This window comes from Aestuariivirga litoralis (assembly GCF_015714715.1).
In the GTDB taxonomy this organism is placed as follows: domain Bacteria; phylum Pseudomonadota; class Alphaproteobacteria; order Rhizobiales; family Aestuariivirgaceae; genus Aestuariivirga; species Aestuariivirga litoralis_A.
This window is the reverse complement of record NZ_WAHS01000001.1, coordinates 1,478,238-1,497,933: the sequence shown is the minus strand read 5'-3', so window position 1 is coordinate 1,497,933 and position 19,696 is coordinate 1,478,238. Positions and strand designations below refer to the sequence as shown.

Sequence of the window (19,696 nt, the reverse complement as noted above, 5' to 3'; positions counted from 1 at the left end):
GGGCAGCGGCCTTTTTTCTCTATCAACCGGGGAGACAGGCCATGAGCCAGGCAGAAGCAGCAGATTTGACAAACCATGCATTGGAAGGCACAGCTAAGGCTATGCGCATTCTGGTGGTTGAAGATGATCGCGATGCAGCCTCGTGGCTGGTCAAGGGCCTCAAGGAAAGCGGTCACATCGTTGACCTCGCCACCGATGGTGAGCACGGTTTGAACATGGCGGCCGATGGCAATTACGATGTGCTGGTGGTGGACCGGATGTTGCCCAAGCTTGATGGCCTCGACCTGATCCGCCATCTGCGCGACCAGAACAGCAAAGTGCCGATCCTCATTCTCTCTGCGTTGAGCGATGTGGATGAGCGCGTGAAGGGCCTGCGCTCTGGCGGTGATGACTATCTCGCCAAGCCTTATGCGTTCTCCGAACTTCTCGCCCGTGTCGAAGGTTTGGGCGCGCGCAAGCTGCTCGACCCCAAGGACGCCAAGCTGAAGGCCATGGATCTTGAAATGGATCTGATGACCCGCACAGTCACACGCGGGGGCAAGCCCATCGTGTTGCAGCCGCGCGAATTCAAGCTGCTGGAATATCTGGTGCGCAATGCCGGGCATATCGTGACCCGCACCATGCTGCTGGAAAACGTGTGGGATTATCATTTCGACCCGCAAACCAATGTGATTGACGTGCACGTCTCGCGCCTGCGCGGTAAGCTCGACAAGGGCTTCGCCATGCCACTGCTGCAAACAGTTCGCGGAGCCGGATATATGATCCGTGCGCGTTAACGGAAGTCTCTTCCGGACCATCACATTCAGGCTGGTTGCCCTTTATCTCTTCCTCTTCACGGCGTCGTCTTTGGCGATGCTCAGCTATCTCTATTACAATACCGTGGGTCTGCTCGAACGGCAGACCGAAGAAACCATCCAGGCCGAGGTTTCCGGCCTGGCCGACCAGTTCCGCTCCAACGGTGAGGTGGGACTGATCAGCGCCATCGAACGGCGTATGGCCAACCGCGACAGCGATATAATGTTCATGCTCGCAGACCCGCAGGGCAAGCACATCACCGGCAATTTGCGCTCGCCCACCATCAACAGCATGCCGGACAATTCCTGGATTGATTTCACCGTGACATCGTCCGATGACAATGCCACGGTCGGCCATGTGATCCATGCCTTCAATGTGCAGCTGCCGGATAATTTCCAGCTTCTGGTCGGCGAAGACGTTCAGGACCTCAACCAGTTCCGCAATCTGGTGCGTGACGCGCTGTACTGGAGCATCGGGCTATCACTGGCCATGGGGCTCGTCGGAGGCGTGCTGCTCAGCCGCAATTTCCTGCAGCGCGTGGACGCTATCACGGCCTCCAGCCGGGTGATCATGAATGGTGATCTTTCGGGCCGCATGCCGGTCTCGGGCAGTGGCGATGAGCTTGACCGTCTATCGCAATCGCTGAATGAAATGCTGGGCCAGATTGAAAAGCTGATGTCCGGCATGCGCGAAGTCTCCAGCAATGTGGCGCATGATTTGAGAACGCCGCTGACCCGCCTGCGCGCCCGCATCGAGGCGGCCTTGCGCGCCGATGATGCAGGCAATCACCGCGGCGCTCTGCAACAGACGCTGGCGGATTCCGATGCGCTGCTGCAGACATTCAACGCCGTGCTGTCGATCACCCAGATTGAATCCGGCCAGCAACGTGCAAACCTACAAGTGCTGGATGCGCATGAAATTCTGGAAGACGTGGTGGATCTCTACACACCCGTGGCCGAAGAAAGCGGCGGCACGCTGAAACTCGAATCCGAGCCCGGCCTTTTGGTGCGCGGCAAGCGCGAATTGATGGCGCAGGCGCTGACCAATTTGATCGACAACGCGATGAAATATGGTGAGGGCGAAAACGGCGTGGCCGACATCATCGTTACCGGCCGGCGCAGCGGCAATGATGTGGTGATCGCCGTGGCAGACCATGGCGGCGGCATCGCTGAAGCAGACCGTGCCCGCGCGCTGCAACGCTTTGTGAGGTTGGATGAAAGCCGCTCTAAGCCGGGCAACGGCCTTGGCTTGAGCTTGGTGTCAGGTGTTGCTAATCTATTGAATGGAAATATTATTTTAGGCAGCAATACGCCGGGATTGAAGGCTGAGTTGCATTTGCCCTATGTCAATTCAGCCAAATAACGACGGAAAACACCCCATGCCACGTCAATTTCGGAGATGGGATCGGTTTTGGCCATACGCCCAGTGACACAAGGCGCATCTTCAGGCCCCGGTGACCACTGGCTCTCCGCTTCGGACGGTGACTTGCTGGCAGCTTCAGGCGGCCGCAACGAACAGGCCTTTGCGGTGCTGCTGCAGCGTTATTACAAGGATGTGTACCGCGTGGTCTGGCGGTTGACATCGGGCCATGCGGATACAGAAGACGTGACGCAGGAGGCCTTCTTGCGCCTGTGGTCCAATCCGGGCCAGGTGCGCGAGGCCAAGGCGTTGAAGGGTTGGCTGCTGCGGGTGGCGTCCAATCTGGTGATGGACCGCTTCCGGCGCAAACCCACCGAGGAGCTGGAGGCCGCCGATGAGGTGCCCGACGGCAGGGAAAGTGCCGAGACGACGCATGACGTGAGTTATGTATCGCGCTGCATGGATGCCGCGATCACCGATTTGCCGGACCGGCAGAAAATCGCTCTGACGCTCGTGCATTTTGAGCAGATGAGCAATATCGAGGCGGCAGCCACGATGGAAATTAGTGTCGATGCACTGGAAAGCCTTCTGGCCCGTGCACGGCGAGGACTGAAAGATAAATTGGGCGCCAAGGGCAGGATGCTTCTGGGTGTTTTGGAGAACAGATGATGATGGGGACGGACAAGTTTTTGAACGATGACGAGCTGGACAAGCTGTTGGCCACCGCCAGTACGCCGGTGATCCCGCATGGCTTTGAAGCGCGCTTTGCCAGCCGTTTGCGGCAGACGCCGGGCCCCAGCAATGTGGTGGCTTTCCCGCAGAAAAAGGTGCTGGTGCAGCGCAAGGCCGCACCGTGGCCGCTGGCTGCTGCACTTGCAGCCTCGCTGGTGATCGGCTTCTGGCTGAGCGGCGATACGCGGGTGAACAACCTGCTGGACGACAATGCCGATGTGGCGATGAATGCCAGCACCGCTGTGCATGATTTCGGCCCGGCCGGTTTTGATGACCTGACGAGCATTGAATTGGGCAGCCAGTCATGAGTGATTTGCCGACTTCGCGCGCGCCGCGCAGAAACTGGATGCCTGATACGAGTTCGGGCTTCTGGCGCTTCTGCCTGATCGCATCGCTGGTTCTGAACCTGGTGATCCTCGGCCTGCTGGCCGGGCGCATTTACCGCGGCAACCCGATGGGAAAGCCGCCGGTCAATTACGGGCAGTTCGTGCCGCGCGAATTCTTCTTCGATGTGGGCCGTGAGCGCCGCCGTGAGCTGGACAAGCCATTCCGTGACAGCCGCGAGAAATTCGATGCGCTGCGTGACCAGGCCGATGACAGCGCCAACAAGCTGGCCGATCTATTGACTGCACCGGAATTCAAAATCGATGAAGTGAATGCCTTGATTGATGGCTTTACCACCGGCCGCCAGAGCGTGGCAGCGGAGGGCGCACAGGTGCTGAAGGATTTCTTCACCAAGCTCACCCCCGAAGAGCGCGGCCTGCTGGCCACCGCCATCAAAGAGCGCCCACGCCACCAGCACTAAAGTTTAGGCCGCTTGCGTGGCGCGTTCCTGGATGAAGGGCAGCTCCACCGTCACCGTGGTGCCTTGGCCCTCATACGAGGTGATCACCAGGGTGCCACCATGCATTTCCACCAGCGATTTCGAAATGGCCAGACCCAGCCCGGAACCGCTGCGGGTTTTGGTAAACTGGTTTTCCACCTGCTCGAAGGGCCGGCCCAGCTTTTCAATGTCCTCGGGCGGAATGCCGATGCCGGTATCGATAATCTGGAATTGCACAATGCGCCCGTCATGCGCCGCCCGGATGGTGATGGTGCCGCCTTCCGGCGTGAACTTCACAGCGTTCGACATGAGATTGATGAACACTTGCTTGAGCGCGCGCTTGTCGGCCCGGAAGGACGGGATGCGCTTCAATTCACGGTCGATATTGATCTTGCTTTCCGCCGCGCGTGACGCGACCAGCCGCATCACTTCATCCACCAGCCCGCTCAACTGAACGTCAGCAAACTCCAGATCGACCTTGCCCGCTTCGATCTTCGACATATCGAGAATGTCGTTGATCACATCGAGCAGGAACTGCCCGCTCTTCCTGATGTCATTGGCATATTCATCATATTTGGGCGCACCCAGTGGCCCGAACATGGCCTGCGCCATGATTTCGGAAAACCCGATAATGGCATTGAGCGGCGTGCGAAGTTCATGGCTCATATTGGCGAGGAATTCGGATTTCGAACGGTTCGCCGCTTCAGCACGGGTTTTTTCCGAAGCATATTTGTCGGCCAGATCAGCCAGGCGCTGCGATTGTTCTTCAGCCAGCTGGCGTTCCTTCTGAAGGTCGCGCACCGTCATCATCAGATTGCGCTCACTGTCGAGCAGATGCTCTTCCTGGCGCTTGAGCGCGGTAATATCGGTGCCCACCGAAACGAAGCCGCCATCCTTGGTGCGCCGCTCATTGATCTGCAGCCAGCGCCCATCTGCAAACTGCACTTCCATCGAGCGCGCGCCTGATGTCTCGTTGAGTTCGGCCGATACGAATTGCTGCACCACCGGCTCTTTCGAAGCTGCCGTGACCACCCCATAAGGTGTGCCAGGTTCGCACACATCCGCAGGCAGGGAATGGAACTGCTGGTACTTGGAATTGCACAACACCAGCTTGCTTTCAGTATCCCACAGCACGAAGGCTTCCGAGATATTTTCAACGGCGTCCTTGAGGCGCAACTCGGCTTCCCGGTTCATCGCGTCGAGTTTCTTCTGCCGCGAAATATCAAACACGATACCGACCAGATGCGGATCATTGCTGGCATGGCCCTTGGCCAAGGCGGCACGTGCGCGCAGCCAAACGTAAGAGCCGTTCTCATGGCGCATGCGGAATTCCTGATCGAAAATCTTGCGCTTGCCGCGCAGCAATTCATCAATCAGGTAATCCAGCCGCTCATCATCGGGATGCAATCGGTTGGCAAATTCACGGAACGACAGATATTCACCATTGGGGGCGAGGCCCAGAATATCATACATGGACTTGGACCAGAAAATCTTGTCCGCCATCAGGTTCCAGTCCCATAACCCGCAGGCGCCACCTTCCAGTGCCGTATCAAGACGACCTGTCGCGTGGTTCAGCATCTCATCGGCATCAAGTGCCTTGCCCGCTTGCCAGTGGAAAGCGCCGGCCAGCAGCACCAGAACAAAGAACGTCACCACAAACAGCGATGTGAGCTTGGCCACGCTGTTGCGCCAAATCGCCATCACCACGTCTTTTTTCTGCAGGGCGATGAGGCTGCCCGGCGTGGTGCCTAGGTTTTTAGATACCAGCAAGGCATCCTCGCCTGTGGCCAGCGTGGTGGGGGCCATTTCATCGGCATTGACCACCGTTTCGGTGACGAATTTTGGCCCCATGATCGAGGTGATCGGCTGGCCTACCCAATCCTGATGCAGCGGCATCGAGGCGGTGATATTGCCGGCACCATCCAGTAGCAGGAAAAAGCGCTCATGCTCGGTGGCATCCATCGGCACGGATTTTTCCAGCAGGGCCTGATCCAGTACCAGCGGCTTGCCATCCTTGTTGTCGAAGGCAGTGAGCCGGATATTCTGCGAAGCGCGCTCGGCATGTAGCAGCGTGAGGCGGCTTTCCTCAATCAGGTTCTGGCTGCGGTTCGACCAGAGCTGCGAGAGCAGGGCCGTGGCCAGCACACCCAGAAACAGGGCAGTCAGTACAGTGATCAGCACGCGCATGGCGCGCTCCGTGACATTCAATCCCCTTCCGCCAAACCATTTCAGGTGCAGCGTATTGTCACGGAAAAACAATTCTTTGATTTGGGCTTTGGCCAAGTCCTGCAAACCTTGTTGGGATGACGCAAAGAGCAAACAAGCTGATGCGTTACGGATAACAAGGCCGCGACTGATTTGCCAAGCTCAATCGCTGCTAAACTAAGCCTTCAACGTTCTCGAAATGATCTCAAAGACATCGGGTGAGAGCGGCTTGGCGGCCAGGATGCGTTGCAATTCACCTTGCGCCTTCTGCCGGTTGTTCACATCAAACATCCGCCAGGTGCGGAAACCCGTAGCAAGGCGCGAAGCAACTTGCGGGTTGATGGCATCAATGGCGATGATCACATCTGCCGCCAGCCGGTAGCCTTCACCGCTGGGCGCATGAAAGCCGTTGAAATTCGCACCGATGAAATTGCGCAGCAAAGCATAAACCCTGTTTGGCGTTTTGACGGTGAAATCCTTGTGGCTCATCAAAGCGCGCACCCGCGCGGCTGAATTTTCGCCCGGCGTGGTGGCTTGGGCGGCAAACCATTTGTCGATCAACAGAGGATCAGCGGAATGGCTTTGATAGAACCGTGCCAGCAAGTCTTCGGCAAGGGGGTTTTCAAAACGCGTCGCAATGCGAAGCGCGCCATATTCCGCCGTCATGTTGGTGGCGGAAATGGATTCCTTGATGAGCGATGCGTCAACCCACGGCGCCTTCGCCTGAGACGCCAGCCCTAGCGCCTGATAGCGCAAGGCGCGCTGCCCACTTTGCGCATCATCCGGCAGATAGGCTGCGGTGCTTTCGGTGGATTGGTAAATCTCGCGCAAGCTGCTCTCCAGGCTCTGCGCAAGTGTGCTGATGAAGTCAGTATGCGCTGCATTGAGCCGTGCTGGATCAACATCCTTCACCAGTGCTGGCAGTAATTGTTCGAACCCCGGAAATTCCAGCAGCTTGGCCTTATAGGCGTCATCCAGATGGGGATCAGCCAGCGGCTGGCGCAGGGCTTCGGCCAGAGCCTCCACTTTCTGCGGCCATTTGTTGGCTTCCTTGCCGTGATAGCGTTCCAACATCAGCTTTTGCGCCAGTTCCTGGCCCGCTTCCCAGCGGTTGAAGCTGTCACTGTCATGCGCTAGCTGCAGTAGCAAATCCTTTTCGGAAGCCCTGCGCTTCAGCACAACCGGTGCGGAGAAATTGCGGTTGAGTGAGAGCACGGGCTTCGCCGCGATATTCTTGAAAGTGAAAACTTGGACCGCCTTCGTCAGCTCAACCATGCCGTTGTAAAGCGCCTTGCCATCGGGCCCAATCAGCCCAAGCGCCAGCGGCATGTGAAGCGGTTGCTTGGGCTTCTGGCCCTTCAGCCGTTTCACACTTTGGGTGAGTGTGAGTGTGTAGGTCTTGGCTTTCGCATTATAGACGCCGCTTGCTGCCACTTGTGGCGTGCCGGCCTGCTCATACCAGCGGAAGAACTGCTTCAGCTTGCGGCCTGATGCGGCCTCGAAACAGGCCACAAATTGCTCGACCGTAGCGGCCTCGCCATCATGGCGCTTGAAATAAAGTTGCATCCCTTTGTCGAAGGCCTTGGCGCCGATCAATGTGAGGATCATGCGGCAGACTTCGGCGCCTTTTTCATAGACAGTCGACGTATAGAAATTATTGATCTCGATATAGCTCGAAGGCCGCGGCGGATGCTGCAGCGGGCCAAAATCTTCCGGAAATTGCCGCGCCCGCACGTCCTGCACATCATCAATGCGCTTCACATCGCGCGACCGCATGTCGGCGGTGAATTCCTGGTCCCGGAAAACCGTGAGGCCTTCCTTCAGGCACAGCTGGAACCAGTCACGGCAGGTGATGCGGTTGCCCGTCCAGTTGTGGAAATATTCATGCGCGATGATCGCTTCGATCAGTTGGAAATCTGTGTCGGTGGCGGTCTCGGGTAGGGCCAGGACATATTTGTCATTGAAAATATTCAGGCCCTTGTTCTCCATCGCCCCCATGTTGAAATCCGACACAGCAACGATGTTGAACACGTCAAGGTCATAGGCGCGCTTGAACACTTTCTCGTCCCAGCGCATTGAGGCCTTGAGTGACTGCATGGCCCAAGCGCAGCGGCTCTCCTTGCCTTTCTCAACATAGATGCCGAGCCCGACTTCGCGGCCCTCGCTGGTAGTGAAGCGGTCATGCACCGAGGCGAGATCACCGGCGACCAGTGCGAAGAGATAAGACGGCTTGGGATGCGGATCATCCCATTCGGCGAAATGCCGGTCCGTTCCCGCGATCTCGCCTGATGCTGCCGGATTGCCATTCGACAGCAGAACGGGCAGGCGCTTCGGCGCCTCGATGCGCACATGATATTTCGCCAGCACATCCGGCCGGTCATAGAAGTACGTGATGCGGCGGAAGCCTTCCGCCTCGCACTGTGTGCAGAACATGCCATTGCTCATATAGAGCCCGGAGAGCGCGGTGTTCCCGGCAGGATCACACTGCGTTTCAATCGCCAGCGTGAAAGCCTTTGCCGGTGGTTTTCTGATGACGAGCTTGCGTTCATTGAGATCATAGTCACCGGTAGAAAGCAGCTCGCCATTGATCGCGACGGACAGCAGCTTGATCATCTCGCCGTCAAGCTCCAGCGCGGCACTTTTGGTTTTGGAAGCCTTGTTCGGCTTCATCCGCATCTCAGCACGCACCAGCGTTTCCGTGTCATGCAGCCGGAAAGTGAGCTTCACAGAATCCACCAGATAGGGCGTGGGCTTGTAGTCTTTCAGGAAGATGGTTTTGGGCGTTTCAGTCCGCATAGCTGGCTCCGGCAAATCACATGTCAGTATGGCATTTCTTGCAAATTGACAGAATACCAATTGCCCGCAATAGCTGGCCCATGACTGGCACCACCCCGAATCTTCCCGTGCAATTTGTCGAAGCCATGGCAGCGGCCGCCAGTGGCGTTTCCGTGGTGACCACGGATGGCATAGCCGGGCGTTTCGGCCTCACCGTGTCTGCTGTGACCTCTGTTTCGGCGGAGCCGCCGCTGCTGCTGTGCTGCATCAACCGCAAAAACCCGATTTCAGCAGCGATCACTGAAAATGGTGGCTTTGCCGCCAACTTGCTTGCCGAAACGCAGGTGCCGTTGGCCAAGATTTTTGCCGGGCGGCCCGAACATCCGCACCAGGCTTACGATTTCAACCACGCACAATGGTATGCGGGCGTGGCGCAGAATCCGATGCTGGAATTTGCCGCCGCAACATTCGAATGCCGGCTGGATTCCTGGCATGATGGCGGCACGCACCGGATTTTCATTGGCAATGTCGTAGCGGCGTCCATCTCTGGCCTGCCGGTATTGGCCTATCACCACCGCAAGTTTGGCCGCTTCGTGCCGTTCTGAGGAAGAAATGAAGCTTCGCTACAGCGCAAATCTCGGATGGTTGTTTAAGGAACATCCATTCGAGGCGCGCTGTGCCGCCGCGGCACGCGCTGGATTCAAGGGCGTGGAATTCGGGCAGGTCTATGAGCAGCCGGTTGCCAGCTGGAAATCCTGGCTGCGCGATAATGATCTGGAAATGGCACTCTTCAACATGCCCGCCGGCGATTGGGCCAAGGGCGAGCGCGGTATCGCCTGTGACCCTTCACGCAAGACGGAATTCCGCGATGGCATCGCCCGTGCGATGGAATATGCGATAGCGCTGGGCTGCAAACGGGTGAATTGCCTATCTGGCATAGCCGCCGACACTGAAGTCCATTGGGCCGCGCTGGCCGAAAATTTGAATGAAGCCGCTACAGCTTTCGCGCGCGAAAATGTGCTGCTGCTGATCGAAGCGATCAACCGCAACGAGATGCCGGGTTTTTTCATCAACACATCGGCACGTGCGATGCGGGCTATCGAACTGGCTGCGCATCCCAACATCAAATTCCAGTACGATATTTATCACATGCAGCGCAGCGAGGGCGAACTCGTGGCCACCATCCAGCGCCTGCAGCCTATGATCGGCCACATGCAGCTGGCCGACAATCCCGGCCGCCACCAGCCGGGCACCGGTGAAATCAATTTCGATTTTCTGCTGAAACAGGTCGCAAGCCTCGGCTACGATGGCTGGATGGGCTGCGAATATGCGCCCACGGGAAAAACCGAGGACAGCTTGGGCTGGATGATATGAAGCCGGAAAAGCTTTTGCGCAAAATGTTCGACGCGGCGGTGGAAGCAGCACAGCCCAAGCACACGATTGCCGCGCATCTGCCGAAGCCACCCAAGGGCCGCACCATCGTGATCGGTGCGGGCAAGGGCAGCGCCGCCATGGCCGCCGCTTTTGAGAAGGCGTGGAAAGGCCCGCTCCAGGGCCTGGTCGTCACCCGCTACGGTTACGGCATGGCGACGAAAAAGATCGAGGTCGTCGAGGCCGCGCACCCGGTGCCCGATGCAGCCGGCCGCGATGGGGCTGCGCGCATGCTGGCCATGGTGCAGGGCCTGACCAAGGATGACCTTGTCGTAGCATTAGTCTCCGGCGGCGCGTCGGCCTTGCTCTCGCTCCCTGCTGAAGGTCTGACGCTGGAAGACAAGCGCGCGGTGAACACGGCGCTGCTGAAATCCGGCGCGCCGATTGCCGAAATGAATATCGTGCGCAAGCACCTGTCGTCGATCAAGGGCGGCAGGCTGGCAGCAACCGCCTATCCCGCGCGGGTGGAGACGCTGATCATCTCGGACGTGCCGGGAGATGATGTGAGTGCCGTGGGCTCCGGCCCGACCGCGCCTGATCCTTCGACCTTTGAGCAGGCCCGCGCCATTATCGCAAAGTATGGCATTGAAGTGCCCGTTTCCGTCGCGCGCCATCTGGCTGAGGCGAAGGACGAAACGCCCAAAGCGCTGCCGCATGCCCGCGCCACCTTGATTGCCTCGCCGCAAAAATCCCTGCTGGCCGCCGCCACCATCGCGCGTGAAGCTGGCTACAAGCCGCTGGTCCTTGGCGACTCCATTGAGGGCGAAGCGCGTGACGTGGGCTTCGTGCATGCCGGCATCGCCCTGCAGGCCCGCCGTTTCGGCCAGCCGGTGAAACCGCCCTGCGCCATCATTTCCGGTGGTGAAACCACCGTCACGGTGCGGGGGCAGGGCGTGGGCGGCCGAAATGTGGAATTCCTGCTCGCCCTGGCGCTCAAGCTGAATGGCGCTGAGGGCATTCACGCGCTCGCAGCCGATACCGATGGTGTGGATGGGGGTGCTGAAGTGGCAGGTGCGCTGATCTCGCCCTCCACACTGGAACGCGCCCGCAAGCTTGGGATTGATCCGTGGACGGAGCTTTCCAACAATAATGGCCACGGCTTTTTCGAAAAGTTGGGCGACCAGCTGATCAGCGGGCCAACGCTCACCAATGTGAATGATCTGCGGATTATCTTGATCGATTAAAGAAAAAGGCCCGGCAATGCCGGGCCTTGATGTTTGACTTTCTTTGGAGACTAGCTCCGCATCTTCTCGCCCTTGGGGTCGAACAGTGGTTCGTGATTGATGCGGGCTTTGCGCATTTCGCCGATGATTTCGATTTCGAATTCATCGTCACCCACCAGTTCCTTGGGGATGTAGCCTTGCGCCAGTGACTTTTCGACATAATGCGCATAGCCGCCTGATGTGACCCAGCCGACAACCTTGCCCTTGTGGAACACGGGCTCGTCGCCCAGCACGTCAGCATCACCAGCATCCACCACGAAGGAGACGCGGCGCAGCTTGCCGCCGCTCTTCTTTTCTTCCTGCGCGGCCTTGAGTCCGATGAAGTCATTCTTGGTCAGGTCGATGAAGCGGTCGAGGCCCACTTCAGCCGAGCCATAGATCGGGCGCAGCTCACGGAACCAGGTCGGGAAGTTCTTTTCCAGACGCATGGCGAGGAGCGCGCGCATGCCGAAATTCACGATGCCATGTTCCTTGCCGGCCTTCATGATTGCATCATAGAGGCGGCGCTGGAAATCCGGTTTTACCCAGATTTCGTAGCCGAGATCGCCCGTATAAGTGACGCGGTTGATCAAAGCAGGCGTGTTGGCGATGTCCATCGAGCGATGGTCCATGAACTTGAAGGCGGCGTTCGACACGTCTTCATCGGTCAAAGCCTGCAGCACGGCGCGAGACTTGGGACCAGCGATGGAAAGGCCCACCAGGCCCATGTCAAAGCGGGTGATCACTACGCTGCCATCTGACGGCAGATGCTCTTCAAACCAGCGCATGTGATATTTCTGCGCCTGGGATGAACCCCACATATAGAACAACTCGTCCTTCGCTTTGGCGATGGTGAAGTCACCAATCAGCTTGCCATTGTGGTTCAGCATCGGCGTCAACATCAGTCGGCCCACACGTGGCATCTTGTTGGTCATCATGCGCGACAGGAAGGCTTCCGCGCCGGGGCCTGAGAAGGCGTATTTCGCGAAGTTGGCGATTTCGGTGACACCCACACCATTGCGCGTGCCCATCACTTCGGCCTTCACATGTGGGAAGTCATTGGAGCGGTGGAACGAGATGATGTCCTTGGGCTCGGTGCCTTTCGGCGCGAACCACAGCGGCGTTTCAAGGCCCCAGCTGTCGCCCATCACGGCGCCCTGTGCGATCATCGTGTCGTACAAAGCCGTGGTCTGGTGCGGGCGCGCAGCAGGCAGTTCTTCATTCGGGAACTTGATCGAGAAGCGGCGCGAATAATTCTCGCGCACTTTCTCGTTGGTGTAAGCGCGCGTGGCCCATTCGCCGAAGCGGGCAATGTCCATCGCCCACACGTCGAAGCCCGGATCGCCATTGATCATCCACTCTGAGAGCGCGAGGCCCACGCCGCCGCCTTGAGAGAAGCCGGCCATGACGCCGCAAGCACACCAGAAATTCTTCAGGCCTTGCACCGGGCCCATCAACGGGTTGCCATCAGGTGTAAACGTGAACGGGCCGTTGATGACCCGCTTGATGCCGGCCTTCGCCAGTGCGGGGAAGTGCTGGTAAACCATTTCAAGGTTCGGCGCGATCCGGTCCAGATCAGGTTGCAGCAATTCGCGGCCGAATTCCCACGGCGTGTTCTTCGGCTGCCACGGCACGCAGGCCTGTTCATATGTGCCGAGCACCAGGCCCGAACGTTCCTGGCGCATATAGACTTCCGATTTGAAGTCGATGATATGCGGCAGCTCGTGGCCCTTAGCCGCGTTGAAATCGACCACTTCCTTCATCTCGTCAGTGACGAGATACATGTGTTCCATGGCGAGAACCGGGAGCTCAATACCCACCATGCGGCCGATTTCGCGGGCCCACAGGCCACCGCAATTGATCACATATTCAGTATGGATGTCGCCCTTGTCGGTCTTCACATCCCAGGAGCCATCCTTGCGCGGGGTGATCGCCGTGACCCTGGTGCCCTGATAGATTTCAGCGCCGCCAATGCGGGCTGACTTGGCGTAAGCGTGGGTCGTGCCTTCCGGATCGAGGTTGCCGTCGGCCGCGTCCAGCATGGCGCCGACGAAATACTTTTCTTCCAGAAGCGGGTTCAACTTTTTAGCTTCCGCCATGGAAAGGATTTCGGTTTCGAGGCCCAGATAGCGCGCACGGGCATGGGCCATTTTCAGCCATTCCATGCGGGCCGGGGTATCTGCGAGGATCAAACCGCCGGAACGGTGCAGGCCGCAGGCCTGGCCGGAGATTTTTTCCAGCTCGTCATAGAGTCCGATCGTATAGCCCTGCAACTTGGCCACATTCGGATCGCCATTCAGCGTATGAAAACCGCCAGCCGCGTGCCAGGTGGAACCGGAGGTGAGGATATCGCGCTCGATGAGCACCACATCTTTCCAGCCTGCCTTGGTGAGGTGATAGAGCACTGAACAGCCCACCACGCCACCACCGATAACCACCACACGCGTTGAAGTTTTCATTGAAAAACACCCTCTTTTGTCCAGCCATAGCCGCTGGCGGCACGGGCGGCAATTGCCAGTTCCGGTGAGAAGCTTTCACCACCATTTGTTAACCATGGAAGCGCCGCCAAGCCGCTCGCGCCGCACGGAAAATTAACTGCCGGGCGCTTAGAACGGGCCTGTTTGCATGCGTAAATCAGTTCCCATAGTGCCGCGCCGCCGCGCCACCGATCGACCAGCGCCCTTGTTGTCGCTCATTGTGCCCATGTTCAATGAGGAAGAGGGCGTTGAAGGCTTTTTCGCCCGGCTGATCCCCATTCTGCGCAAAGTCACCGAAGACTATGAAGTTGTCTGCATCGATGATGGTTCGTCAGACCGCACTCTGCCTGCGCTTGAGCAGCAGCACGCCAAAGATGCGCGCATCAAGGTTTTGAGTCTTTCGCGCAATTTCGGCAAGGATATCTCACTGTCCGCCGGTCTCGATTATGCCCGTGGCCGCGCCGTCATTCCCATCGATGCCGATCTGCAGGACCCGCCGGAACTGATCCCCGAAATGGTCGCCAAATGGCGCGAGGGTTTTGACGTGGTCTATGCCCGCCGCATCTCGCGCGATGTGGATGATACGCAAAAGCGCCTGTCGGCAAACTGGTTTTACCGCATCCACAACTGGATCGCCGATGTGCGCATCCCTGACAATGTGGGCGATTACCGCCTGATGGACCGCAGGGTTGTCTCCGCCTTGCAGGCCTTGCCCGAGAAGACCCGCTTCATGAAAGGGCTGTTTGCCTGGGTGGGCTTCAAGCAGACCGGCATTGATTACAGCCGCGAAGCGCGCGCCGCCGGCACCACCAAGTGGCGCTATTGGAAATTGTGGAATTTTGCACTCGATGGCCTCACTGCGTCATCGACAATGCCATTGCGCATCTGGACCTATTTTGGCGTAGCGCTCGGCCTGTTTTCGATTTTTTATGCCCTGTGGCTGGTGCTGCGCACCGCGCTCTATGGCAACCCCGTGCCGGGTTACGCCAGCTTGATGGTGACTGTGCTCATCCTGGGTTCGATCAACATCATCGCCACCGGAATCCTCGGTGAATATGTCGGCCGCATTTACAATGAAGTGCGCAACCGCCCCCTCTATCTCGTGCGCGAGAGCTTAGGGCTAGAGCCCGCCACCCCCAAAATGGAGCAACGATAATGGATCGCAGTGTCTATCAGCGCCTTGATCAGCTTGAAGGCCAGCATTGGTGGTTTGTGGCCAGGCGCAAGATCATCGCTTCAGCCATCAACCGGTTTGCGCCACGCAAGAAAAACCTTCGCGTGCTGGAGGCAGGCTGTGGCACGGGTGGCAACCTCGCCATGCTATCGCGCTTTGGCCAGCTGGAGGCTTTTGAGCTGGATGCCGAGGCCCGCAGCATCGCGCAGGCCAAAATGCCCATCAATGTGAAGTCTGGCATGCTGCCCGATCAGATTCCCTACCGTGCCGGATCGTTTGACGTGGTTACCGCATTCGATGTGATCGAGCATGTCGAGCAGGATGTCGAAAGCCTGCATTCTCTGGGTGAAAGACTGGCGCCGGGCGGTCGCCTGATCATGACGGTGCCGGCGCTTCCATGGCTGTGGAGCAAGCATGATGAAACCCATCATCACTTCCGTCGCTACACCAAGACCTCGCTCAATGAGGCCCTGCGCAAGGCGGGGTTGGAGCCAGTCAACGTATCCTATTTCAATTCCCTGCTGTTCCCTCTGATTGCCGGCCTCAGGCTGGCGCGCAAGCAATTGGGCCTGGCTGAATCAGCTGATGATGCCATGCCGGGCCGCTTCACCAATTTCATGCTGAAGCTTGTCTTCGGCGCAGAAGCAGGCTTTGCCACGCGCATTCCCTTGCCTGTTGGTGTGTCGCTGATGGCGGTGGCGCAGCGCCGCCGCCGCTAGGCGGGCGGTGCCGCGGGCTCAGAACCGCTGAACACCCGCCAGTGCCAAACGCCACCGATCTGCTGAAACAAGGCAAAAAGCCGGTATGGCGTCTCAACCTTGCGGTCCGGATAGGTGACCTCCAGCACCGCCTGCGCATTGGCCCAGGCCATGTCACCATGCTGGTCGGCGCTGATCTTCCCGAAGCGAAAACTCACGATATAGGGCTTGGCGAACATTGCAGCCACGTGCCGGTGCAGTTCTTCCCGGGTCTCATCGGCTTCATCGGCCTCCGAACCATAAAGGCAGAAGCTCCCGCCAGCCCAAAACAAGTCCACCAGCTTCATGTCCCGCGTGACAAAATGCCTGTTCGCCTCTTCGAACTTCTCTCGCAATACATCTTCAATGGTCATGCCGGCGCCCTCACCCTTTTTGAAAGAGCACTACACGCAAAATAAAAGCCCCGCGCAAGGGCGGGGCTTTCGTCAAACCAATCCCGAAAAGATTAGATCGATTCCTTGACTTCCTTGGCGGCGCGGAAGGCCAGCTTCTTGGAAGCCTTGATCTTGATCTGCTCACCCGTGAGCGGGTTGCGGCCGAGGCGGGCCGGACGCTTCTTAACCTGGAAAATGCCGAGGCCAGTGACGCGAACCTTGGCGCCCTTCTTCAGGTTCTTGACAGTCAGGTCGATGAAATCAGCGAGGAATGCCGCGCTGGCCTTCTTCGACATTTCATGCTTCTCGGCAAGATCGGCAGCGATCTTCGACAACGCAACGGTCACAATCTTTTCATCAGCCATGGTTTTCTCCTTCGGTTGGCGAATCAAGTCGAGGGTCAAAATAGCTCGCGAAGTACATGCTGAAAACCCTTATTTTACGCTGTTTTATCGTCTTGCAGTGCAAAAAACCCTTGAAAACTGCGCCGAACTCTGATTCGGAGGCCAAAAAGCCCCTCAAACCGGGCCTTTACACAAAGTCCACATGGCTCTTGAGGGGGATGGGGGCGAGGTGATGTTTGGCTTCCAGCGCCGATAAATTGGCGCGGCGTGGTATCTCGTTCTGCGATGACATGTTGCCTTCATGCACGCGGATGGCCACTGCGGGATCGCGCTGGTGAAAGAAGCGGTAGCCGCCGCGCGCCACCCGGAGATACCAATCCCAATCCCAATAGAAGGGAATGGATTCATCAAAGCGGCCCAACGTGCCGTGCATGCTTTTCACATAGCAGACGGCAGAAATCAGGATCGTATTGTCCTTTTCCAGCGACGCAGCATTGGCGCTGCGGTTGAAGGGCTTTTGCGTTCCATCCGGAAACATCATCGTGCCATCGGCAAAATAAAATTCGCGGTGCGCGGTGAAAGCGTTGAACGCCTTGGCGAGATGCTGCCGGTCAATCCACCAGTCATCATCATCCAGAAACGCAATGTATTTGCCGCGCGCGTTTTCGACGCCAAGATTGCGGGCCGGTACAGCGGTGCGCTTGTGATTATCGAGCACGCCGACGCGCGGATCGCTGAAGCTGGTGGTCAGCGGATCACCGTCATTCACCACCAGCAGCTCAAGGCTTGCCTTCTCCTGCGCCAACACGCTGGCCACGGCTTCCTGCAAAAAATGCTCGCGGTTGCGCGTGGGGATGATAACGCTGAAGTCAGGCGTCACTTGGGCTTCAGCCAGCTCAAATTGGGATGCGCCACTTCTTCCTTGGCCGTGAAAAGATAGGCCCGGAAAATCGCGCCATAGCCCATCTTCAGATAATGGCCATTGCGCTGAAGGATGCGCTGCTTTTCCGCCGCATAGAATTCCGGCAGCTTGTACCATGCGGTGCTGGGCCGCTCGTGATGCGCGATATGCAGATTATTGTTGAGGAACAGCAGCGCCCAGAAGGGCGAAGCTTCCACAATGATTGTGCGGTGGCCCACATCCTCCGCCGCCTGATGCTCGCAATAGGAGCGCACCAGCGCCAGCGAAATCGAAGGATAGGCGATGAGCAGGATATATTGCCAGATGGGCATGCCGCACCAATGGACGAAGGCCAGCACGAGCGCGGTTGAAATCGCAAATTTGAACCAGCAGCCGCTGCCATCGACACGGCCCTTGCCCATCTCCATGAATTCCTGCGACCAGAACTGGATGATGCTGACCAGCGGACCGATCAGCATGCGGCCAAATAAAGTATTGTTGAATCGGTAGAGCGATTTCTTCCATCCCGCCACATGATCCCAATTGTCGGGCAGCACATAATAGGATTCCGGATCGCGCACCGGGCAAGTCAGGTTCATGTCATTGTGATGCGCCAGATGCAGGTCGCGGTAGCGGCCATAGGGCAACCAGAGCTGCGGCGAGATGAAGATGAGGGCTTCATTGATGTAGCGCGAGCGGGTGGGGTGGCCGTGCAGCACTTCATGCTGCAGCGAGGAATGCAAGCAGGCGGCATAGGCCCCCAGCGGCAAGATCACCCACCAGGGTAGCGAGGCGTGAAACCAGACCAGCGACCCTATGACCACATAGGTCAGCGCGATCAGGCCAATCGTGGGCCATTCAAGGCGGGCAAAAAATGTGGAGTCGAATTTTGGCATTTGGTGTCTTGTGCGATATCTATATGGTGCGGGCCTGTTTCCACAAGAGACCCACTGTTAAATGATTGTCGCATCTCCGCTCAACTCCCTCCCGATGTATGACTGGCCGGAAGTTCGTGATGCAACAAACGAATTTTGGACCGGCCTTGCTCGCCATCTGGGCACCTCAAGTGAATTGCAACGTGGCGGTGCATTCAGCGACAGCTGGTGCGATCCACATTTGTTCTTCAGCCAAACTTGCGGCTATCCCTTCACTCACGAATTCAACGGCGTTCTGAACTACGTCGCCACGCCCACTTATGGCGCGCCGGGTTGCGGGCCGGGCTCCTATTCAAGCTTCATCTTCGCGCGCGAAAAGGTGGAATTGATGGCGTTGCGCGGGGCAAGGCCAGCGATCAACAGCATGGATTCGATGTCGGGCATGCTGGCGTTACGGCTCGCCTTTGCGCCGGGCGGTGACTGGAAAACCTTCTTCGCTCCGCCGCTGATGTCAGGCGCGCATGTCGCTTCACTTGCTGCGGTTCAAAAGGGTGAAGCCGATGTCTGCGCCACCGATGCCGTTTGCGTGGCGATGGCAAGGCGCTACCGGCCTGACCTGCTGGAAGGGCTGGTGGAGATTGCCCGCTCGCCGCAAGTACCGGCCTTGCCCTATGTCACCCGTGCGGGAGATGTGGGTAAATTGAGAGCAGGATTACAGGCAGCTTTCGCCGATCCTTCGCTGCAGGCCGTGCGCGAAAAGCTTTTCCTGAAAGATGTGAGCGTGCTGCCGGACGGCGCCTATGACGTGATCCCGGCGCTGGAGGCGACTTTATAGTTTCTTCGGCACTGTCTCGTTGCTGCCGATGCGCGCCGCATCAAACTCCTCGCGCATTTCGCAATGGCGCGAAAGGGCGTGCAGCTTGGGATACTTGTCGGCGGGGAAGAATTCCGGCAGGCGCAATTTCACATGGCTGATCATGCAGCCGATGGTCACATCAGCCTGTGTCATGCTGTTATCAAAAAACCAAGGCGTGCCGCATTGATGTTCAAGCGCATCCAAAGCCGTCTTGATCTGCGATGACAGGCGCTTGTCCAGATTGGCGCTGACTTGGGCTTCCTCATGGAAATGCCGCTCGAAATACAACGCCACCGTCTTGTCGGAAATGCCGGTGGAAATGGCACAAGCCTGCAGCACGCGCCGCCGGTCTGACCCATGTGCCGGCGTCATCGACCGGGCAGGGCCAGCGCGCTCATTCAGATAATCAATAATGCAGCCGGAATCGACCAGCACTTCGCCATCTTCCAGAATGAGGATGGGCACGCGCAGCAGCGGGTTGATCGCCTGCACTTCCTTCTTGTCGCCAAAGACTGACAGCGGCTTGCGCTCAAAGGGCATGTGATAATGATGCAGCGTCACCGCCACGCGGCGCACGAAGGGAGAGTCATATTGGCCAATCAAGATCATGCCCCG

At 58.1% G+C, this 19,696-nt stretch carries 19 protein-coding genes; 11 read left to right on the top strand and 8 right to left on the bottom strand.

Features of this window, described 5'->3' with window-relative positions; all coding sequences use genetic code 11:
- Nucleotides 1-41 precede the first annotated feature (41 nt).
- From F8B91_RS07705 to F8B91_RS07685, 5 genes are all read left to right on the top strand, one after another.
- A complete protein-coding gene (locus F8B91_RS07705; protein ID WP_432432027.1) occupies nt 42-776 on the top strand; it encodes a winged helix-turn-helix domain-containing protein in 735 nt (244 codons plus the stop codon).
- Between the two features lie 76 nt (nt 777-852).
- Complete coding sequence (locus F8B91_RS07700) at nt 853-2,157, top strand: sensor histidine kinase (RefSeq protein WP_246715172.1); 1,305 nt, start codon at nt 853-855, stop codon at nt 2,155-2,157.
- Nucleotides 2,158-2,205: 48 nt separating this feature from the next.
- On the top strand, nt 2,206-2,823 hold the full coding sequence (locus F8B91_RS07695) for an RNA polymerase sigma factor (protein ID WP_210324338.1): 618 nt from the start codon (nt 2,206-2,208) through the stop codon (nt 2,821-2,823).
- On the top strand, nt 2,820-3,194 hold the full coding sequence (locus F8B91_RS07690) for a hypothetical protein (protein WP_196503127.1): 375 nt from the start codon (nt 2,820-2,822) through the stop codon (nt 3,192-3,194). Before F8B91_RS07695 ends, F8B91_RS07690 begins: the two co-directional genes overlap by 4 nt.
- Entirely contained in the window at nt 3,191-3,691 is a 501-nt protein-coding gene (locus tag F8B91_RS07685) for a periplasmic heavy metal sensor (protein ID WP_196503126.1), read from the top strand. The genes F8B91_RS07690 and F8B91_RS07685 overlap by 4 nt, the downstream gene beginning before the upstream one ends.
- 3 nt (nt 3,692-3,694) lie before the next feature.
- On the opposite strand, the gene F8B91_RS07680 is transcribed toward F8B91_RS07685, so the two are convergent.
- Complete coding sequence (locus tag F8B91_RS07680; protein WP_196503125.1) at nt 3,695-5,992, bottom strand: PAS domain-containing sensor histidine kinase; 2,298 nt, start codon at nt 5,990-5,992, stop codon at nt 3,695-3,697.
- Between the two features lie 99 nt (nt 5,993-6,091).
- Nucleotides 6,092-8,710, bottom strand: a complete 2,619-nt coding sequence (pepN, locus tag F8B91_RS07675; protein WP_196503124.1) for an aminopeptidase N — start codon at nt 8,708-8,710, stop codon at nt 6,092-6,094.
- A gap of 80 nt (nt 8,711-8,790) precedes the next feature.
- Between pepN and F8B91_RS07670 the strand changes: the two genes are divergently transcribed.
- The 3 genes from F8B91_RS07670 to F8B91_RS07660 are packed head-to-tail and all read left to right on the top strand — an operon-like array spanning nt 8,791 to nt 11,304.
- On the top strand, nt 8,791-9,294 hold the full coding sequence (locus tag F8B91_RS07670) for a flavin reductase family protein (protein ID WP_196503123.1): 504 nt from the start codon (nt 8,791-8,793) through the stop codon (nt 9,292-9,294).
- A 7-nt stretch (nt 9,295-9,301) separates the two neighbouring features.
- The gene (locus tag F8B91_RS07665; protein WP_196503122.1) at nt 9,302-10,063 is read left to right on the top strand and encodes a TIM barrel protein; all 762 of its coding nucleotides are present in this window, start codon (nt 9,302-9,304) and stop codon (nt 10,061-10,063) included.
- Nucleotides 10,060-11,304 carry a glycerate kinase type-2 family protein gene (locus tag F8B91_RS07660; protein ID WP_196503121.1) on the top strand — a complete coding sequence of 415 codons (1,245 nt, stop codon included), beginning with the start codon at nt 10,060-10,062 and terminating at the stop codon, nt 11,302-11,304. The genes F8B91_RS07665 and F8B91_RS07660 overlap by 4 nt, the downstream gene beginning before the upstream one ends.
- 50 nt (nt 11,305-11,354) lie before the next feature.
- Here the strand turns inward: F8B91_RS07660 and F8B91_RS07655 are convergent, their stop codons facing one another.
- Nucleotides 11,355-13,781, bottom strand: a complete 2,427-nt coding sequence (locus F8B91_RS07655) for a GcvT family protein (protein WP_196503120.1) — start codon at nt 13,779-13,781, stop codon at nt 11,355-11,357.
- 166 nt (nt 13,782-13,947) lie between these two features.
- Between F8B91_RS07655 and F8B91_RS07650 the strand changes: the two genes are divergently transcribed.
- Together F8B91_RS07650 and F8B91_RS07645 are read left to right on the top strand one after the other, a co-directional pair.
- On the top strand, nt 13,948-14,955 hold the full coding sequence (locus F8B91_RS07650; RefSeq protein ID WP_196503119.1) for a glycosyltransferase family 2 protein: 1,008 nt from the start codon (nt 13,948-13,950) through the stop codon (nt 14,953-14,955).
- Entirely contained in the window at nt 14,955-15,692 is a 738-nt protein-coding gene (locus F8B91_RS07645; protein ID WP_196503118.1) for a class I SAM-dependent methyltransferase, read from the top strand. Before F8B91_RS07650 ends, F8B91_RS07645 begins: the two co-directional genes overlap by 1 nt.
- Here the strand turns inward: F8B91_RS07645 and F8B91_RS07640 are convergent.
- The 4 genes from F8B91_RS07640 to F8B91_RS07625 form a co-directional block, all read right to left on the bottom strand.
- Nucleotides 15,689-16,084 (bottom strand): nuclear transport factor 2 family protein, encoded by a 396-nt coding sequence (locus F8B91_RS07640; RefSeq protein ID WP_196503117.1) that lies wholly within the window; start codon nt 16,082-16,084, stop codon nt 15,689-15,691. The genes F8B91_RS07645 and F8B91_RS07640 overlap by 4 nt on opposite strands.
- A gap of 92 nt (nt 16,085-16,176) precedes the next feature.
- Complete coding sequence (locus F8B91_RS07635) at nt 16,177-16,470, bottom strand: HU family DNA-binding protein (protein ID WP_196503116.1); 294 nt, start codon at nt 16,468-16,470, stop codon at nt 16,177-16,179.
- 166 nt (nt 16,471-16,636) lie between these two features.
- The gene (locus tag F8B91_RS07630) at nt 16,637-17,329 is read right to left on the bottom strand and encodes a glycosyltransferase (protein WP_196503115.1); all 693 of its coding nucleotides are present in this window, start codon (nt 17,327-17,329) and stop codon (nt 16,637-16,639) included.
- Nucleotides 17,326-18,246, bottom strand: a complete 921-nt coding sequence (locus F8B91_RS07625; protein ID WP_196503114.1) for a fatty acid desaturase — start codon at nt 18,244-18,246, stop codon at nt 17,326-17,328. Before F8B91_RS07625 ends, F8B91_RS07630 begins: the two co-directional genes overlap by 4 nt.
- A gap of 61 nt (nt 18,247-18,307) precedes the next feature.
- Between F8B91_RS07625 and F8B91_RS07620 the strand changes: the two genes are divergently transcribed.
- The gene (locus F8B91_RS07620; protein WP_196503113.1) at nt 18,308-19,060 is read left to right on the top strand and encodes a phosphate/phosphite/phosphonate ABC transporter substrate-binding protein; all 753 of its coding nucleotides are present in this window, start codon (nt 18,308-18,310) and stop codon (nt 19,058-19,060) included.
- Here the strand turns inward: F8B91_RS07620 and F8B91_RS07615 are convergent.
- The gene (locus F8B91_RS07615) at nt 19,055-19,690 is read right to left on the bottom strand and encodes a glutathione S-transferase family protein (RefSeq protein WP_196503112.1); all 636 of its coding nucleotides are present in this window, start codon (nt 19,688-19,690) and stop codon (nt 19,055-19,057) included. The genes F8B91_RS07620 and F8B91_RS07615 overlap by 6 nt on opposite strands.
- Nucleotides 19,691-19,696 lie beyond the last annotated feature (6 nt).